The sequence below is a fragment of the Streptomyces sp. WMMC500 genome, assembly GCF_027497195.1.
Lineage (GTDB): Bacteria > Actinomycetota > Actinomycetes > Streptomycetales > Streptomycetaceae > Streptomyces.
Genome location: NZ_CP114905.1, coordinates 6,081,779 through 6,098,919 on the forward strand (window position 1 = coordinate 6,081,779; position 17,141 = coordinate 6,098,919).

Consider the following 17,141-nt stretch of genomic DNA (forward strand, 5'->3'; position numbering starts at 1 on the left):
CCCGGAAGTCGTACAAGCCTCCCCGAAGAGTGACAATCCCCACTCGGCGTCGCCGACCAGGTCCCCGTCCGGGCCCGCGAGTTGGCCGCCGAGCGGGGTACGCTCGTGTTCTTCCGCGCCGCCGGAGGCGGCCCCGGACCGTGACGGATGTGCCAGAGTTGCCACGTCCCGGCCGGGAGCCCGTACCGTACGGCGGAACGGCCGGAACTCCTGGGGGACACTGCGGAAGGGGCAGCCGGGTTGACCACTCACGCACCGCAGGCCGCACAGACGGTGGTGCTGCCGGACTCGCTCGACGAAGCGGTCGCGGCGCTCACCGCCATGCCCGCCGCCGTGCCCGTCGCCGGCGGGACCGACCTCATGGCGGCCGTCAACGCGGGCCTGCTGCGCCCGTCCGCGCTCGTCGGCCTCGGCCGGATCAGTGAGCTGCGCGGCTGGCACTACCAGGACGGCGCCGCCCTCCTCGGCAGCGGCCTGACCCACGCGCGCATCGGCCGGCCCGACTTCGCCGCGCTCATCCCCGCGCTCGCCGCCGCCGCGCGCGCCGCGGGCCCGCCGCAGGTGCGCAACGCGGGCACCCTCGGCGGCAACATCGCCTCCGCCGGCCGCACCGGCGACGCGCTGCCGGTGCTCGCCGCGCTCGACGCCACCGTGCTCATCGCCGAACCCGAAGGCGGACACCGCGAGATCCCGGTCAGCCACCTGCTCGCGGGCGTGGAGATGCTGCGCACCGGCGAGCTGATCGCGTTCGTACGGGCGCCGCTGCTGCACGCGCCGCAGGTGTTCCTGAAGGCAACGGGCCGCACGGGGCCGGGACGCGCGGTCGCCTCCGTCGCGTTGGTGCTCGACCCGGCGCGCCGCTCGGTGCGGTGCGCCGTCGGCGCGGTGGCGCCGGCGCCGCTGCGGCCGATGGAGGCCGAGCAGTGGGTCGCGGGGCTCATGGACTGGGACGGCCACCGCGGGCTGCCCCCGGAGGCGCTGGCCGCCTTCGGCGAGTACGTCGCCGCCGCGTGCATCCCCGACCCGCCGCCCGGCCCGGAGGGCGAGGAGGCGCCGCGGCTGCCGGCGGCGGCGTTGCACCTGCGGCGCACGGTGGCGGTGCTGGCGCGCCGGGCACTGGGGAGGGCGCTGTCGTGAGCCGGGAGCAGACGGGCGGAGAGCAGCAGCCGCAGTACGGCACCGGGGGCTGGCAGCCGATGCCGCAGGGCCCGGAGGGCGACCCGGACGCCACGGCGTTCGTGCAGTTGCCGCCGGAGGTGTTCCAGGAGGCGGACGCGGGCGCGCCGCTCGCGGCGCCGGGGCACGGGTACGTGCCGCCGCCGATAGCGGTTCCGGCGACGGACCCGGGGCAGACGGGGGCGTTCCAGATCCCGGAGGGGCTCAGCGGGCAGACCGCCGGGCAGGTGCCGGAGGCTCCGGAGGAGTACGGGCAGGGCGCGCCGTACGGATACGGGGAGGGCGCGCCGGATCCGGGCCAGGGCGGCGGCTACGGACAGGCCGAGGGCCAGGGCCGGCGGCCCGGGCCCGGGGCCGGGGGCTTCGGGCAGGCGGGCAGGCGCGCGGTGGCGGAGAGCCGGCGCGCGGCGATGGCGGACGGCGCCGCAGGCTACGCGCAGGGTGCGGGAGGTGCCCCGCAGGGCGCGGGGGGTGACCCGCAGGGCGCGTACGGACTTCAGCAGGACCCGGGCCGGACCGCGCCGAGGTGGAGCGCCGACCCCGCCTACCCCGCGGACCACGACCCGGATCCGGGCACCTGGTCCGGCGCCGCGCACCCCGGAGCCGGCGACGGCCCGTACGGCGACGTGCCGGGCCACGCCGAGCACCCCGCCGACCGCGAAGGACCGCCCGCCGAGGGCCAGATCAGCGCGTGGCGCCCGGTGCGGCAGGACGGCGGGACGGCGCCCTCGTGGGCGATCCCGACCGCGCCCGACGACCTGCCGGAGGACTCCGGCGAGTACGCGCTGCACGATCGTTCCGCGGGCGAGGCGCAGCCGGACGGCGAGGCGCGGGAGCACGCGGCGCCGGAGGCCCGGGACGTACCGCCCGGCCCACCGGACGCGGACCAGACAGAGCAGACAGACCAGACAGACGAGCTCCCGGAGGCGGCCGCCGTCGGGACGGCCCCGTCGCCCGCCCTGCCGCCCGACGAACACCCCCTCGCGTCGTACGTGCTGCGCGTCAACGGCGCCGACCGCCCGGTGACCGGCGCGTGGATCGGGGAGTCCCTGCTGTACGTGCTGCGCGAGCGGCTCGGCCTCGCCGGCGCGAAGGACGGGTGCTCGCAGGGCGAGTGCGGCGCGTGCTCGGTGAAGGTCGACGGCCGGCTCGTGGCGGCGTGCCTGGTGCCGGCGGCGACGGCCGCGGGCGCGGAGATCCGCACGGTCGAGGGCCTGGCCGACCAGGGTGTGCACTCCGACGTCCAGCGGGCGCTGGCCGCGTCGGGCGCGGTGCAGTGCGGGTTCTGCGTGCCGGGCCTGGCGATGACGGTGCACGACCTGCTGGAGGGCAACCACTCGCCGAGCGACCTGGAGGCCCGCCGGGCGCTGAGCGGCAACCTGTGCCGCTGCACGGGCTACCGCGCGGTCCTCGACGCCGTCCAGGAGGTCATCGCGGGCCGCCGCGCCCCCGAGGACGAGGACGCCGCGGACGACGCCGAGCGGGCCCGTATCCCGCAGCAGGCGGGCCCGGGCGAAGGCGGCGCCCACCCCGTCCAGGACACGGTCCGCATGCCCCCGCCCCGCCCCCCGAACCCCCACGAGGGAGGCCCACGGTGACGCCCCCCGCCCCGGAGCACACGGCCGCGACCGCTCTCCCCGCGTGCGCGGGGACGGACCGCGGGCGTGCGCCGCGGGACGACGCCGGACCGGGCGTTCCGCGCGTGCGCGAAGCCCGCCCCGCGCCCGGGCGCCCTCGTGACCACCGTCTCCACAGGAGGGAATCCGCCCCGTGAACCCTTCCCAGGAGCGCACCGCCACGCCCTCCGCCACGAGCGCCCTTCCTCCCGCGGACCCGGAGGGGCACGGCATCGGGGCCTCGCTCCCCCCGGCCGACCTCGCCGCCAAGACCGAGGGCACCTTCCCGTACGCCGCCGACCTGTGGGCCGAGGGCCTGCTGTGGGCCGCCCTCCACCGCTCCCCGCACGCGCACGCGCGGATCGTCTCCGTCGACACCTCCGCCGCCGAGGCCATGCCCGGCGTCCGCGTCGTCGTCACCCACCGCGACCTGCCGGACGCCGCCGACCACGGCCGCGGCGTGCGTGACCGGCCCGTCTTCGCGCACGACGTCGTGCGGCACCACGGCGAGCCCGTCGCCGCCGTCGCCGCCGACCACCCCGACACCGCGCGCCTCGCCGCCGCCGCCATCGCCGTCGAGTACGAGCTGCTCGACCCGGTCACCGACCCGCAGACCGCCTTCGAGGCCGAACCCCTGCACCCCGACGGCAACCTGATCCGGCACATCCCGCTGCGCTACGGCGACCCGCAGGCCGCCGGCGAGGTCGTCGTCGAGGGCACGTACCGCATCGGCCGCCAGGACCCCGCCCCCATCGGCGCCGAGGCCGGCCTCGCCGTGCCGCGCCCCGACGGCGGCGTGGAGATTTACGCCGCCGCCACCGACCCCCATGCCGTACGCGACCAGGTCTCGGCCTGCCTGGGGCTGGCCGCGGACCGGGTCAAGGTCGTCGTCACCGGCGTCCCCGGCGCCACCGCCGACCGCGAGGACGGCTCGATGCAGTTGCCCCTCGGGCTGCTCGCGCTGCGCACCGGGTCGCCCGTGAAGCTCCTCGCCACCCGCGAGGAGTCGTTCCTCGGCCACGCCCACCGCCACCCCACCCTGCTGCGCTACCGGCACCACGCCGACGCCGGCGGCAAGCTCGTCAAGGTCGAGGCGCAGATCCTGATGGACGGCGGCGCCTACGCCGACACCTCCGCCGAAGCCCTGGCCGCCGCGGTGTCCTTCTCCTGCGGCCCGTACGTCGTCCCGCACGCCTTCGTCGACGGCTGGGTGGTCCGGACGAACAACCCGCCCTCCGGCCACGTCCGCGGCGAGGGCGCCATGCAGGTGTGCGCCGCGTACGAGGGGCAGATGGACAAGCTCGCCGCCGCCCTCGGCATGGACCCCGCCGAGCTGCGCGCGCGCAACGTGATGGCCACCGGCGACCTGCTGCCCACCGGCCAGACCGTCACCTGCCCCGCGCCCGTCGCCGAACTGCTCACCGCCGTACGGGAGGCGCCGCTGCCGCCCGAGGAGGAGGCCCTGCTGCCCGGCGGCCCCGAGGGCGCGGGCGAGCCGGGCGTCGTGCGCCGGGGCGTGGGATTCGGGCTGGGCATGGTGCACATGCTGGGTGCCGAGGGCGCCGACGAGGTGGCCACCGCGACCGTGCGCGTCAGCGGCGGCGTCGCCACCGTCATCTGCGCGGCCGTCGAGACCGGCCAGGGCTTCGCCACGCTGGCCCGGCAGATCGTGCAGGAGGTCCTCGGCGTCGACGAGGTGAACACCGCGCCCGTCGACACCGACCAGCCCGCCGCGGGACCCGCCTGCCACGGGCGGCACACCTGGGTCTCGGGCGGCGCGGTGGAGCGGGCCGCGAAGATGGTCCGTACGCAACTGCTGCAGCCGCTGGCGCAGAAGTTCGGGATGTCCACGGAGCTGCTGACGATCGCCGACGGCAAGATCACGTCGTACGACGGCGTGCTGTCGACGACGGTCGCGGAGGCCCTGGAGGGCAAGGAGCTGTGGGCCACGGCGCAGTGCCGCCCGCACCCGACGGAGCCGCTGGACGGCAACGGGCAGGGCGACGCGTTCGTGGGCATGGCGTTCTGCGCGGTGCGCGCGGTGGTGGACGTCGACGTGGAGCTGGGCGCGGTCAGGGTGGTGGAGATGGCCGTCGCGCAGGACGTCGGCAAGGTCCTCAACCCGCGGCAGCTCGCCGCCCGGATCGAGGCGGGCGTCACGCAGGGCGTGGGCGCGGCGCTGATGGAGAACCTCCGTACGAACAAGGGCATCGTCCGCCGCCCCGACCTCACCGGCTACCCGCTGCCCACGGCGCTGGACGCGCCGGACGTGCGGATCGTGAAGCTGGTGGAGGAGCGGGACGTGGTGGCCCCGTTCGGCGCGAAGGCGGCGAGCGCGGCGCCGGTGGTCACGTCCCCGGCGGCGGTCGCGGCGGCGGTGCGGGCGGCGACGGGCCGGCCGGTGAGCCGGCTGCCGATCCGGCCGCAGTCGGCGGCGGTGCAGTAGGGCCGTGCGCTAGCGGCACGGGGTCGTGCGAGAGGTGACACCTCGCGGGCCGCCGGGCGCCCAATGCCCGTTATGCGGTGGTTGGGGCGGTACGGTCCGCGGGGAGCCGCGGCGCCACCGATGCCGCGCAGGCAAGGAGCACGTATGAAGACCTCGGCCCCCTCGACCCGGGCGACGTCCCAGGCCCCGCTGCCTCCCCAGGTCACCATGACCCTCGCCGCGCTCGCCGCCACGGCGGCGACCCCGCGCCCGTCGGGGGAGACGGTGGCGGAGCAGGCCGCGCGCGCCCGGCGCGGCATCGTGCAGCAGTTGGCGAACTCCCCGATCGTCAGCGGGTGGCACCTGCTGTGGCTCGCCCTCAGCCCGGACCACGCCCACCTCGTCTACGTCGCCCACAACACCGACGGCTCGAACCAGATCGCCGTCGTCGTCCGCGGCACCGCCGGCAGCCCGGCCGACATGGTGGAAGACCTCGACGTCGGCACGCTGGTGGCGTTCGCCCCGGCCGGCGGGGCTGAGCTGCTGCCGGTCTCGGCGGGCGCGATGGCGGCGTTCACGCGGGTGGTCACGGCGCGCGGCGCGACGGGGCCGGCGGCGGCCACGCCGGCCGGCGGGGACGGCCCGACGCTCACGGAGGAACTCGCCACCTTCCTTGAGAGCGCCCCGACCTCACCGCAGCCGACGGTCTGCGTCATCGGGCACAGCCTCGGCGGCTGCGTCGCCACCATGCTGGCGCCGTACCTCCAGGCGTGGGACTGGCCGGCGAACCCGCCGCGGTTCGGGCTCGTCACGTACGCCGCGCCGACCGCCGGCGGGAAGAGCTTCGCCGACTACGTCGACTCCCTGCCCTGGGTCCCGTACGAGCGTCACGTGAACGCCTACGACCTGGTCCCGGCGGCCTGGTGCGACCTGCGGACGGCGCTGGACTGGTACCCGGCGCCGGGGCCGCCGGCGACCGACGAGGTGAAGGAGCTGCTCCGCGCGATCGACGGTCTCCGCAGGGGCACCGTGTACGTCCAGCCCAGCGCGGACAACCCCCTCACGGTGAACCCCCACTACGAGACGCACGACCCCGCGCTCGTCAACAAGACGACGGCGGACTTCCTTCGCCAGGTCGCGTACCAGCACGCCGACGCCACCTATCTGGCCCTGCTCGGCGCCCCGCCCGTCCCCGGCGGCCCGACGGTCACCGGCCTGAGCCCCACCACCGGGCAGCGCGGCACGAAGGTCGCCCTCACCGGCAGCGGCTTCGACGCGGACACCACGGTCGACTTCGGCACGGTGCCCTGCACGGACTTCAGCGTCGACTCCGCCACCGGCATCACGGCGTACGCCCCGGACGGCGCCGGCCTCGCCGACATCCGCGTCACCAACCTCCTCGGCACGTCCCCCGCCGCCCCGGCGGCCCGCTTCGCCTACGGCCCCTCGTCCCCGGTGGCGATCACGGCCATCTCCCCGAACCGCGGCGGGGCCGACACCGTGGTCACCGTCGACGGCACCGGCTTCACCCCGGACGCCAGGGTCCTCTTCAGGAACCACCCCGCGGCACACGTCGACCACGAGTCCTCCACCCGCCTCACCGCCAGGGCCCCCCGCCACCTCCCGACCGACCCGGCGACGATGGACATCACGATCGCCACCGGCGTCGCCACGTCCCCGACGGGCCCGTACGACGAGTTCACCTACGGCGACTGAGCCGGCGCGCCGCCGGCCCGGGCGATGAGTTCCGCCGGGCCGGCTGGTCGGTCCGTGGTGAGCACAGAACCCGACGAGAGAGGTACGCGACATGAGCCACGACGGGATGAAGGTCGGCATGTACTCCTTCGACTGCGCCGACGCGGCGGCCCTGGCGGGCTTCTGGGCGGCCGTGCTGGAACGCCCGGTCGACGAGGGCGCGACGGCGGCGTACGCGACGATCGGCTTCGACGACGACGGCCCCACGTGGATGTTCCACCAGCCCGACGGCGACCTCCCCACGGGCGACAACCGCCTGATGCTCGACCTCGGCGGCGAAGCCGACTGGTCGCGGCAGGCCGACCGCGTGGAGGCCCTGGGCGCGGAGCGCGTCAGCGACAACGAGGTGACCGGCGTCCGCTGGGTCGTCTTCCGCGACCCGGAGGGCAACACCTTCCGCATCTTCGCCCCCCGCCCGCCGGCGGAGTGAGAAGCCCGCGCCGGAAAGAGGCCGGGACCGGTCCCGGGGCCCGGCCGTTAACCTGCGGCGCACGGTGCCCGACCGGGCGGGGCGGTCGGGCCCGGCCGGGCGAGAACGAAAGGGAGAGCCATGCGCCGTGCGCCTTCGCGCCACCTGATCGCCTGGACGGTCCTCGCAGCCGCCGCGGCCCCCCTCCTCACCGGCTGCGGAGACGACGGCGAGAACACCACCGACAACGCCGCCCGCAACACACCCCGCTCCTCGCCCCCGGCGACACCGAAGCCGGCCGAATCCCCGTCCCCACCGAAGCCCATCGCGGTCGACGGCGCCAAACTCGGCGCCATGGACACCGTGCTCGTCTACTGCGGCCCCGGCCTGCCGGGCAGCCCGAGGGAGGGCTGCGACTTGGGCCGCATCGGCACCGGGATCACCGATATCACCCGCCCGATCCACAAGAAGATCGCGGCGAGCCAGGACGAGGAGCAGTACGCCGACGTCTCCTCGGCGGCCAAGGGGCTGGAAAAGGCGGTGAAGACCCTGGAGAACTGCGGTGACTGGTACAGCGGGCGCGGTTCCGGCGGGGAGCGGGACGTGGCATGCGGTGTCGCGTGGAACACCCTCACCCACGAGTGGGGGGCCCTCAAAACGGCCCTGCCCTGGCCGTCCGCATAACCTCAGCCCTCGTTCACAGGGCCTCCGGCGGGAGGCCGTGGCGGGAATCGAACCCGCGTAACTCGCTTTGCAGGTTGGCCCCGCAGGTCAGCCCCATGATCCGCCCCCGTCCGCAACCGTTCAGACCCGTACGAACTCTGCGCTGGCCGGGCCTGACCGCACCCCCCTGGACGCCCGCGTACGGGTGCGAACGAGACGGAAGCTGAGACGGCACTGGGCCTCGCTGCTAGTACTCCAGCCGTAGATCGTGATCTTGCGGGTGGGGCACCGCTGATATGGGCGTGGCCACCGTTGGCCATCTGGACGAGATCGGCCGCGCCATCGGTGGCGTCCGTCGTTCTTCGCCTACTCAAGTCCACCGAGGCGAAGGGCGTCCTCGATCTCGCCGAGCTTCGCGGACGGCAGGACGCCCACCTGCCCGATCAGGTCTTCCCTGGTCAGGGTGACCAGCCAAGTGCAAGGGATGAGGCCGGGACGTGGCAGCGCGACTCTGAGGACGCCTTCGAGGGGCAGTCCTTCGGGGGCGCCTACTGTCACCTCAACGGCCACGCCGCTGAGATCGGTGCCCGCGGGAGCGACGACCTGCATCGCCAGGAAACCGGACGCCTCTTCTCCGGACAGCAGTACGACTGCCCTGCGCTCGTCGAAATCTGCCCACCAGACCTCGCCACGTCGCATATGTCCTCCTGACACGGGACGGCGCGCCTGCATCGCCCCTTCGGTCGCCGCCTACTCCAGCCACAGATCGTGAGGTTGGCTGGTCAGCGCCTGGTGAGGAGACGGCTGCGGCCACTGCTGATCATCGGTGTGTGAAGACAGAAGATCATGTGGTGGCCGCAGGTAACAGCGTAGTCCCTGCTGGCTGGCGGGATGTGTTCGAGGGCCTGATGGGTCGGATCGCGGGCCGGTTCGCCCGGGTCGAACCCCGTTTTCGGGCACGGCAGTTGGTACTGGGGCTGCTTGCGGACCTGCCGCGCAAGAACTGCTGGACGATCGCCGAGCACGTCGGGGACGCCACTCCGGGCGGGCTGCAGCACCTGCTGGGGCGAGCGAAGTGGGACGCCGATCTGGTCCGTGACGACCTGCGCGAGTTCGTGCTGGAGCACCTGGCCGACGACGAGGCCGTGCTGGTGGTCGACGAGACCGGTGATCTGAAGAAGGGCACGCACACCGTGGGCGTCCAGCGCCAGTACACCGGCACCGCGGGCAGGATCGAGAACTCCCAGGTTGCCGTCTACCTCACCTACACCTGCTGCCACGGTCACGCGGGCATCGACCGCGCCCTGTACCTGCCGAAGTCCTGGACCGGCGACCGGGACCGCTGCGAGCAGGTCTCTGTTCCGGACGAGGTCGGCTTCGCGACCAAGCCGCGGCTGGCCCAGCAGATGATCGAACGTGTCCTGGACGCCGGAGCCCCCGCTGCCTGGGCCGCCGGCGACGAGGTCTACGGCGACAACCCGAAACTGCGCGCCGCGCTGGAGAAGCGCGGGCTCGGCTACGTGCTCGCGGTCTCGTGCACCCACCGTGTCCTCACCGCGGCCGGTCCCCAGCGCGCCGACCACCTGGCCAAACGCGTCCCGCGCCGGGCCTGGCAGAAGCTGTCCGCCGGACGCGGCGCGAAGGGACACCGCTGGTACGACTGGGCGCTGGTCGCCATCACCGCAGGTGATCCGGCGGCCATCAGCACCTGATGATCCGCCGCAACCGCACCACCGGTGAACTGGCCTACTACCGCTGCTACTCACCCCGACCCGTGCCGCTCTCCACGCTGGTCAAGGTCGCGGGAAGCCGCTGGACCGTGGAGGAGACGTTCCAGAGCTCGAAGGGCCTGGCGGGGCTGGACGAGCACCAAGTGCGCCGCTGGGACTCCTGGCACCGGTGGGTCACGCTGGCCCTGCTCGCGCACGCCTTCCTCGCCGTCACCGCCACCCTCGAACGCCGCGACCAGGTCCCGACAGACGACGGGACCAGCCCAGGCGGACTCATCCCGCTCACCTGCAACGAGATCCAGCGACTGTTCACCGCCCTGGTCGTCCGGCCCGTCCGCGACACCGCCCACCGACTGCGCTGGTCGACCTGGCGCCGACGCCATCAAGCCCGCGCCCGCCACAGCCACTACCGCCGCCAGACCACCCTGCAGCCATGAAGATCACGATCTACGGCTGGAGTATTAGGCGCCCATCGGCTCGACAAGCTCAAGCCCGAGCACATCGAGACCTTCTACGCGAAGATGCAGGCCAACGGCAGCAAGCTCGCGACCGCTCACCAGGTGCACCGCACGTTCCGGACTGCGCTGAATGAGGCGGTACGCCGCGGGCACCTCGGCAGGAATCCGGTGCAGTTGGCCAAGGCCCCGAAAGTTGGTGAGTACGAGGTGGAGCCCTACTCCGTGGCGGAGGTTCAGCGGCTACTGAAGGCGGCCGACCGACACCGGAATTCCGCGCGCTGGGCTGTCGCGCTCGCGCTCGGACTCCGACAAGGGGAAGTGCTTGGACTCCGGTGGGAGGACGTAGACCTTGATGTCGGGTTCCTGGTGGTGCGCCGTAGTCGGCACCGGCCGCAGTACGCGCACGGGTGCACGGAGCCCTGCGGGCGGAAAGCCGGGTATTGCCCTGAGAGGAGACGAAGCAACCCGGAGACGTCCACCACGAAATCCCGCGCCGGCCGCCGCGCGGTCGGCCTCCCGCAACAGCTCGTAGACCTCCTCAAGGCTCGCCGAAAGGAGCAGGACGCGGAACGGCAGGCGGCCGGGGATCGCTGGGAGGAAGGAGGGTGGGTCTTCCCCGACGCACACGGCCGGATCGCCTCCCACCGCCACGACTGGGCCGCATGGAAGGTTCTGCTCACCGACGCGAAATTACGTGACGGGCGGCTGCACGACGCGCGCCACACCGCCGCGACGGTGCTTCTCATCCTCGGGGTCCCCGAGCGGGGCCGTCATGGTCCTCATGGGGTGGTCCACCACCGCCATGGCCGCGCGGTATCAGCACATGGTCGACGCGGTACGGCCGACGTCGCGCGCCAGGTCGACGGGCTGATCTGGAAGGCCGAGGGGACGGACCCGCCGGAGGACGACGACGGCGCGGCCGGCGCGCTCGTACCGGCCAACTGAGACGGGAACTGAGACGGACGCGCGAAGAAGGCGGCACCCGCGAGGGTGCCGCCTTTTCGTCTTTGCTGGTCACCGCATAGAGGCCGTGGCGGGAATCGAACCCGCGTTACTCGCTTTGCAGGCGAGCCCCTCAGCCACTCGGGCACACGGCCTTGGTGCACCGTCGAGCGTAGGCCGGGGGCGGGCGCGGCTCAATGCGGGGCGGGGGGATGTCACACGGTGGCAACGGCGCGTGCACACCGGGGACGTGCCGGGCGCGCGGGCGGGTCGGGGAGGCGCGGCCTAGGACCAAGGGACCGGGTGGGGCCCGACCTTCGACAGGGGCACATGTCGGTGTCGGGCCTTACCCTGCTGCTCATGGCCAGCCTCGAATCGCGCGACACCGACGTCGCCCCCGCCGGCGCCCCCGTCGCCCCCGAGGGTGTGCTGCGGCGGCCGTACCGGGCGCTCAGCATCGGGATCGTCACCGTCGTTCTGCTCATCGCCTTCGAGGCCACCGCCGTGGGTACCGCCATGCCCGTCGCCGCGCACGACCTGGACGGCATCGGGCTCTACGCCTACGCCTTCTCCGCGTTCTACACGACCGCGCTCTTCGCCATGGTCTTCTCCGGCCAGTGGTGCGACCGCAGCGGGCCGCTGCGGCCGCTGACCGCGGGGATCGGCGCGTTCGCCGTGGGGCTGGTCCTGTCCGGGACCGCGCAGGCCATGTGGGCGTTCGTCGCCGGGCGGGCGGTGCAGGGGCTCGGGGGCGGGCTCGTCATCGTCGCCTTGTACGTGACTGTGAGCCGGGCGTATCCGGAGCGGCTGCGGCCGTCGATCCTCGCCGCGTTCGCCGCGTCCTGGGTGGTGCCGTCCGTCGTGGGGCCGCTCGCGGCCGGGGGTGTCACCGAGCACCTGGGGTGGCGCTGGGTGTTCCTCGGCATACCGCCGCTGGTCGTCGTACCGCTGGTCGTCGCCCTCCCCGCGATACGCCGCCGCGCCCGCGGCCCCGTCGACCCCGCCGCGCCGCCCGCCCTCGACCGGCGCCGCATCCGGCTCGCGCTGGCCATCGCCGCCGGCGGCGGGCTGCTGCAGTACGCGGGGCAGGACCTGCGCTGGGTCTCGCTGCTGCCGGCCCTGGCCGGCGCCGTGCTGCTCGTGCCCGCGGTGCGCGTGCTGCTGCCGCGCGGTACGTACGTCGCCGCCCGCGGGCTGCCCACCGTCGTGCTGATGCGCGGCATCGCGGCGGGGTCGTTCATCGCCGCGGAGAGCTTCGTGCCGCTGATGCTCGTCACGCAGCGCGGGCTGTCGGTGACCGAGGCCGGCATGTGTCTGGCGGTCGGCGGCGCGACCTGGGCGCTGGGTTCCTGGACGCAGGCGCGGCCGCGGCTGGACCCGTACCGGACGCGGCTCGTCCGGATCGGCATGCTGCTGGCGGCCACGGCCATCGCGACCGCGCCGCTGGTGCTGGTGGAGTCGCTGCCGGTGTGGATCGTCCCCGTCGAGTGGGCCTTCGGGTGCTACGGGATGGGGATGGTCATCTCCGGCACGAGCGTGCTGCTGCTGAAGCTCTCCGCCCCCGAGGAGGCCGGCACCAACTCCGCCGCCCTGCAACTCTCCGACAGCCTCGCCAATGTCGTCCTCCTGGCTGTCGCCGGCGTCATCTTCGCCGCCCTCGGCGGCGCGGCCGTCGGCCACGGCGCCCTGGGCGCGGGCGGCGAGGCGCGGCCGGGCGCGTTCGTGGCGGTGCTGCTGCCAATGGCGGCGGTGGCGCTGGTCGGCGCGGCGGTGGCGGGGCGGCTGCGGACGACGCCGGGGTCTCATCCGGTACCGCATTGATACGCCTCGCGGTACCATTCTGGTATGGCCATGAACCTGAGGCTGCCGGATGACCTCCAGGAGGCGCTGAAGGAGCGCGCCGACGAGGAGGGCCGGAGCATGCACGCCATAGTGCTGGTGGCGGTCGAGCGGTATCTGACCGAAGAGGCCGACCGGGCCACGGTCCGCAAGCTGGGGGCGAAGTACGCCACGAACCATGCGGATCTGCTCCGGAGGCTGGGGGAGTAGCGCGTGAAGTACCTGACGGTCCAGGAAGCCCTGGACCTGGCGGAACTTGCCTGCGCCGGACAGCGGGTGGTGGTACGGGATCTGGGGCTGCTCACGTCGGCGCTGGGCCGGCCGCAGTCGCAGATGTTCGGCATCGAGGCGTATCCCGACCTGGTCGAGAAGGCCGCGGCGCTGCTGCAGTCCCTCACGACCAACCACCCGCTCGTCGACGGCAACAAGCGCATGGCCTGGATGTGCACGGTCGTCTTCCTCGACATCAACGGGGTGGAGATGCTGGACATCGACCAGGACCGGGCCTTCGACCTCGTCATCGACATCGCGACCGGCAAGACCGAGGACGTCGCCGTGATCGCGGCGGAGCTCCGGGCCCTGCGCCGGGGCGAGTCGGGCGAGTTGGGCGAAACGGGCGGCACGCGGCCCGGGTTCGTGTGAGGCTCCTCTCGTCCGGTGCGCCGCGGGCGGCGCGCGGCGCACCGGTAGGCTGACGCGGTTGCCGACGACCGACCGACCCCACCCGGAGACCGTGAGCACCACCTCTCATCACCTCTCACCGGCCTTCCCCGGCCGTGCCCCCTGGGGCACCGCCGGCAAGCTGCGTGCCTGGCAGGAAGCGGCCATGGACCGCTATCTCCAGGCCCAGCCCCGCGACTTCCTCGCCGTCGCCACCCCCGGCGCCGGCAAGACGACCTTCGCGCTCACCCTCGCGTCCTGGCTGCTGCACCACCACGTCGTCCAGCAGATCACCGTCGTCGCGCCCACCGAGCACCTCAAGACCCAGTGGGCCGAGGCCGCCGCCCGGATCGGCATCCGCCTCGACCCCGAGTACAGCGCCGGACCGGTCGGGAAGAACTACCACGGCGTCGCCGTCACCTACGCCGGCGTCGGCGTCCGGCCCATGCTGCACCGCAACCGCTGCGAGCAGCGCAAGACGCTCGTCATCCTCGACGAGATCCACCACGCCGGCGACTCCCGCTCCTGGGGCGAGGCGTGCCTGGAGGCGTTCGAGCCCGCGGCGCGCCGGCTCGCGCTCACCGGCACCCCGTTCCGCTCCGACACCAACCCCATCCCCTTCGTCGTCTACGAAGAGGGCAACGACGGCATCCGCCGCTCCTCCGCCGACTACACCTACGGCTACGGCAACGCCCTCGGCGACGGCGTCGTCCGCCCGGTCATCTTCCTCTCCTACAGCGGCAACATGCGCTGGCGCACCAAGGCCGGCGACGAGATCGCCGCCCGCCTCGGCGAGCCGATGACCAAGGACGCCACCGCCCAGGCCTGGCGCACCGCCCTCGACCCCCGCGGCGACTGGATGCCCAACGTCCTCACCGCCGCCGACCGCCGCCTCACCGAGGTCCGCCGCGGCATCCCCGACGCCGGCGGCCTCGTCATCGCCTCCGACCAGGACTCCGCCCGCGCCTACGCCAAGCTCATCAAGGAGATCACCGGCCACCGCGCCACCGTCGTCCTCTCCGACGACACGGGCTCGTCGAAGCGTATCGACGAGTTCACGGAGTCCGAGGACCGCTGGATGGTCGCGGTGCGGATGGTGTCGGAGGGCGTGGACGTGCCGCGGCTGGCGGTCGGGGTGTACGCGACGACGATCTCGACGCCGCTGTTCTTCGCGCAGGCGGTGGGCCGGTTCGTACGGTCGCGAAGGCGCGGCGAGACCGCGTCGGTGTTCCTGCCGACGATCCCCGCGCTGCTCGGCTTCGCCCACGAGATGGAGGTCGAGCGCGACCACGTCCTTGACAAGCCGAAGCCGGACGGCGAGGAGGACCCGTACGCCGAGAGCGAGAAGGAACTCGCCGAGGCGGAGAAGCAGCAGGACGAGGACACCGGCGACCAGGACGAACTGCCCTTCGAAGCGCTTGAATCGGACGCGGTCTTCGACCGGGTCGTCTACGAGGGCGCCGAGTTCGGCATGCAGGCCCACCCGGGCAGCGAGGAGGAGCAGGACTACCTCGGCATCCCCGGCCTGCTGGAGCCGGACCAGGTGCAGATGCTGCTCCAGAAGCGGCAGGCCCGCCAGATCGCGCACAGCAGGAAGAAGCCGGCGGAGGACGCGGACCTCCTGGAACTCCCCGCCGACCGGCGCCCGGTGGTCACCCACCGCGAGCTGATGGAGCTGCGCAAGGAGCTGAACTCCCTGGTCGGCGCGTACGTCCACCAGAGCGGCAAGCCGCACGGGGTGATCCACACCGAACTGCGCCGCGTCTGCGGCGGCCCGCCGAGCGCGGAGGCGACACCGGGGCAGATCCGGCAGCGGATAGCCAAGGTGCGGGAGTGGGCTACGCGGATGAAGTGAGGAGGGGGAGAGGGAGGGGGGCGGGGGCAAGCGCGCGCCGTCGGGCTGTCAGACCCGGCGTCTAGGCTGATCCGGCAGCCGACCTCCCGGGACGTACACATGCCCCCTTCAGACAGCAAGTACGACGTCAAGCGCGTGCTCAAGGAGTGCTACGCGCCGAAGAACACCGACTGGGCCCTCGTCGACGTACCGGCGCAGCGCTTCGTCGCCGTCGACGGCAGGGGCGACCCCAACACCAGCGCCGACTACACGCACGCGGTCGAGGCGCTGTACTCGGTCGCGTACACGATCAAGTTCGCGAGCAAGCGCACCCTGGGCCGGGACTTCGTCGTCGGACCGCTCGAAGGGCTGTGGTGGGCGGACCGCCCGGAGGTGTTCGTGACGCGGGACAAGGCCGCGTGGCAGTGGCGCATGCTGATCAGCCTGCCCGAGTGGATCACGGACGAGTTCGTCGAGGAGGCCAGGGCGACGGCGCTGGCGAAGAAGGGCGTCGACGCGCTGCCCGCGCTTCCCGCGCTGCGCGTCGAGACGCTGCACGAGGGGACGAGCGCGCAGCTCCTGCACGTGGGCCCGTACGACGACGAGGGACCGGCGCTGGCCAGGCTCCACGACGAGTACCTGGCCGCGAACGGCCTCCGGATGACCGGGCACCACCACGAGGTCTACCTCAGCGACCCGCGACGCACCCGGCCGGAGAAGCTGAAGACGGTACTCAGGCAGCCGGTCGCACGGGCCGGGTGAGGGTGATCACTCAGGCGTGGCGCAGGAGTGCGGAGGTCCGGCCGGTGACCGGATCGTGCTCCAGGACGACGTAGCGGCCGAGGACGGCCAGGGCGACGACGCAGGCGCCCATCTCCAGCCCCTCCTCCACGAGGGTGCCGAGCATGAGCGTGAGGCTGTGGTCGTTCTTGTGCGCCCAGCCGTTGAACGCCTCGACGACCAGCGCGCCCCCGAGATACACCCCCAGCGAACCCAGCAGCCCGTACCGCAGATCCCGCGGCAGGCGCCGCGCCCAGACCACGGCGCACACGGTGCCCGCCACGGCGAGGAGCGCCCCGGGCAGCACCCACGCGTGCGACGGCAGCGCGACCCCGGCGGTGTCCTTCCACGACTTGCCGACCTCGCCGAGGCGTTCGTGGAGGGAGACGGTCTCGTCGATGCTCAGCAGCGCGGTGGCGGCGGAGAACCCGAGCCACGACACCCGCCCGGGCCGGGCGCCGGGCCCGGTGAGCAGCGCCGCCGCGAGGGCGACGCCGGCGACGGCGAGGAGGAGGGTGCTGTTCCACCAGGTGGCGAGGTTGGCTTCGAGGTCGACGTTGAGCATCCGGCGGACGCTGGGTATGTCCTCGTAGGCGTTGATGGCGCGCGAGGTGAGGTCGGCGGCGAGGACGGCCAGGGTGATGCCCCCGGCTCCCCACAGCACCCACCGCCGGCCGCCGGGGGTGTGGGGTCCGGGCTTGGGCTCGGGTACGGCCGCCGCGGCGGCCGGGGGCGCGCCGGCCCCGGCGGGTTCGCCATCGGGGCCGTCCGCGTCCGGCCGGTGTGTCTCAAGGTCGGTCATAGTCGCGGAGATTAACGGCAGACCGTGGGGGAGAACTGCCCGGGGTGCCCTT

General features: G+C 73.7%; 13 protein-coding genes, 1 tRNA gene and 2 pseudogenes. 13 read left to right on the forward strand and 3 right to left on the reverse strand.

Translation table 11 applies throughout. The annotated features are described in order from the left end of the window. Positions 1-240: 240 nt before the first annotated feature. The 6 genes from O7599_RS26140 to O7599_RS26165 all read left to right on the forward strand — a co-directional run bounded on the left by O7599_RS26140 (position 241) and on the right by O7599_RS26165 (position 8,065). Entirely contained in the window at positions 241-1,137 is an 897-nt protein-coding gene (locus O7599_RS26140) for an FAD binding domain-containing protein (RefSeq protein ID WP_281618059.1), read from the forward strand. Further along, on the forward strand, positions 1,134-2,774 hold the full coding sequence (locus O7599_RS26145; RefSeq protein ID WP_281618060.1) for a 2Fe-2S iron-sulfur cluster-binding protein: 1,641 nt from the start codon (positions 1,134-1,136) through the stop codon (positions 2,772-2,774). The genes O7599_RS26140 and O7599_RS26145 overlap by 4 nt, the downstream gene beginning before the upstream one ends. Before the next feature lie 172 nt (positions 2,775-2,946). Beyond that, positions 2,947-5,238 (forward strand): xanthine dehydrogenase family protein, encoded by a 2,292-nt coding sequence (locus O7599_RS26150; protein ID WP_281618061.1) that lies wholly within the window; start codon positions 2,947-2,949, stop codon positions 5,236-5,238. Between the two features lie 144 nt (positions 5,239-5,382). Further along, complete coding sequence (locus O7599_RS26155) at positions 5,383-6,933, forward strand: IPT/TIG domain-containing protein (RefSeq protein WP_281618062.1); 1,551 nt, start codon at positions 5,383-5,385, stop codon at positions 6,931-6,933. A gap of 91 nt (positions 6,934-7,024) precedes the next feature. Continuing rightward, complete coding sequence (locus tag O7599_RS26160) at positions 7,025-7,402, forward strand: VOC family protein (protein WP_281618063.1); 378 nt, start codon at positions 7,025-7,027, stop codon at positions 7,400-7,402. Between the two features lie 120 nt (positions 7,403-7,522). Continuing rightward, complete coding sequence (locus O7599_RS26165) at positions 7,523-8,065, forward strand: hypothetical protein (RefSeq protein WP_281618064.1); 543 nt, start codon at positions 7,523-7,525, stop codon at positions 8,063-8,065. Between the two features lie 345 nt (positions 8,066-8,410). Here O7599_RS26165 and O7599_RS26170 read toward each other — a convergent pair whose 3' ends face one another. Next, positions 8,411-8,743 (reverse strand): type II toxin-antitoxin system PemK/MazF family toxin, encoded by a 333-nt coding sequence (locus O7599_RS26170; RefSeq protein WP_281618065.1) that lies wholly within the window; start codon positions 8,741-8,743, stop codon positions 8,411-8,413. 209 nt (positions 8,744-8,952) lie between these two features. On the opposite strand from O7599_RS26170, the pseudogene O7599_RS26175 reads away from it, so the two are divergent. Together O7599_RS26175 and O7599_RS26180 are read left to right on the forward strand one after the other, a co-directional pair. Continuing rightward, positions 8,953-10,211, forward strand: a pseudogene (locus O7599_RS26175) (IS701 family transposase). A gap of 24 nt (positions 10,212-10,235) precedes the next feature. Further along, positions 10,236-11,177 (forward strand): annotated as a pseudogene (locus O7599_RS26180) (tyrosine-type recombinase/integrase); the annotation flags it as partial. A gap of 80 nt (positions 11,178-11,257) precedes the next feature. Here O7599_RS26180 and O7599_RS26185 read toward each other — a convergent pair. Next, positions 11,258-11,329, reverse strand: a tRNA-Cys gene (locus tag O7599_RS26185). 205 nt (positions 11,330-11,534) lie between these two features. Here O7599_RS26185 and O7599_RS26190 point away from each other — a divergent pair. The 5 genes from O7599_RS26190 (at position 11,535) to O7599_RS26210 (ending at position 16,269) form a co-directional block, all read left to right on the forward strand. After that, positions 11,535-12,995: an MFS transporter gene (locus O7599_RS26190; RefSeq protein WP_281618066.1), complete on the forward strand. Its 1,461-nt coding sequence runs from the start codon at positions 11,535-11,537 to the stop codon at positions 12,993-12,995. Between the two features lie 30 nt (positions 12,996-13,025). Beyond that, entirely contained in the window at positions 13,026-13,223 is a 198-nt protein-coding gene (locus O7599_RS26195) for an Arc family DNA-binding protein (RefSeq protein ID WP_281623513.1), read from the forward strand. Between the two features lie 3 nt (positions 13,224-13,226). Continuing rightward, complete coding sequence (locus O7599_RS26200) at positions 13,227-13,655, forward strand: type II toxin-antitoxin system death-on-curing family toxin (RefSeq protein WP_281618067.1); 429 nt, start codon at positions 13,227-13,229, stop codon at positions 13,653-13,655. 91 nt (positions 13,656-13,746) lie between these two features. Continuing rightward, positions 13,747-15,528, forward strand: coding sequence for a DEAD/DEAH box helicase (locus O7599_RS26205; protein ID WP_281618068.1), 1,782 nt, complete (start codon positions 13,747-13,749; stop codon positions 15,526-15,528). A gap of 99 nt (positions 15,529-15,627) precedes the next feature. Then, on the forward strand, positions 15,628-16,269 hold the full coding sequence (locus tag O7599_RS26210) for a GyrI-like domain-containing protein (RefSeq protein WP_281618069.1): 642 nt from the start codon (positions 15,628-15,630) through the stop codon (positions 16,267-16,269). A gap of 10 nt (positions 16,270-16,279) precedes the next feature. Here the strand turns inward: O7599_RS26210 and O7599_RS26215 are convergent, their stop codons facing one another. Continuing rightward, the gene (locus O7599_RS26215; RefSeq protein ID WP_281618070.1) at positions 16,280-17,089 is read right to left on the reverse strand and encodes a hypothetical protein; all 810 of its coding nucleotides are present in this window, start codon (positions 17,087-17,089) and stop codon (positions 16,280-16,282) included. Between the last annotated feature and the right edge of the window lie 52 nt (positions 17,090-17,141).

Bases quoted from the DNA above. Each gene is read 5' to 3' on its own strand.
- O7599_RS26215 (WP_281618070.1), bottom strand. From the start codon at position 17,089: ATGACCGACCTTGAGACACACCGGCCGGACGCGGACGGCCCCGATGGC.
- O7599_RS26210 (WP_281618069.1), top strand. From the start codon at position 15,628: ATGCCCCCTTCAGACAGCAAGTACGACGTCAAGCGCGTGCTCAAGGAG.
- O7599_RS26165 (WP_281618064.1), top strand. From the start codon at position 7,523: ATGCGCCGTGCGCCTTCGCGCCACCTGATCGCCTGGACGGTCCTCGCA.
- O7599_RS26155 (WP_281618062.1), top strand. From the start codon at position 5,383: ATGAAGACCTCGGCCCCCTCGACCCGGGCGACGTCCCAGGCCCCGCTG.
- O7599_RS26160 (WP_281618063.1), top strand. From the start codon at position 7,025: ATGAGCCACGACGGGATGAAGGTCGGCATGTACTCCTTCGACTGCGCC.
- O7599_RS26195 (WP_281623513.1), top strand. From the start codon at position 13,026: ATGAACCTGAGGCTGCCGGATGACCTCCAGGAGGCGCTGAAGGAGCGC.
- O7599_RS26190 (WP_281618066.1), top strand. From the start codon at position 11,535: ATGGCCAGCCTCGAATCGCGCGACACCGACGTCGCCCCCGCCGGCGCC.
- O7599_RS26170 (WP_281618065.1), bottom strand. From the start codon at position 8,743: ATGCGACGTGGCGAGGTCTGGTGGGCAGATTTCGACGAGCGCAGGGCA.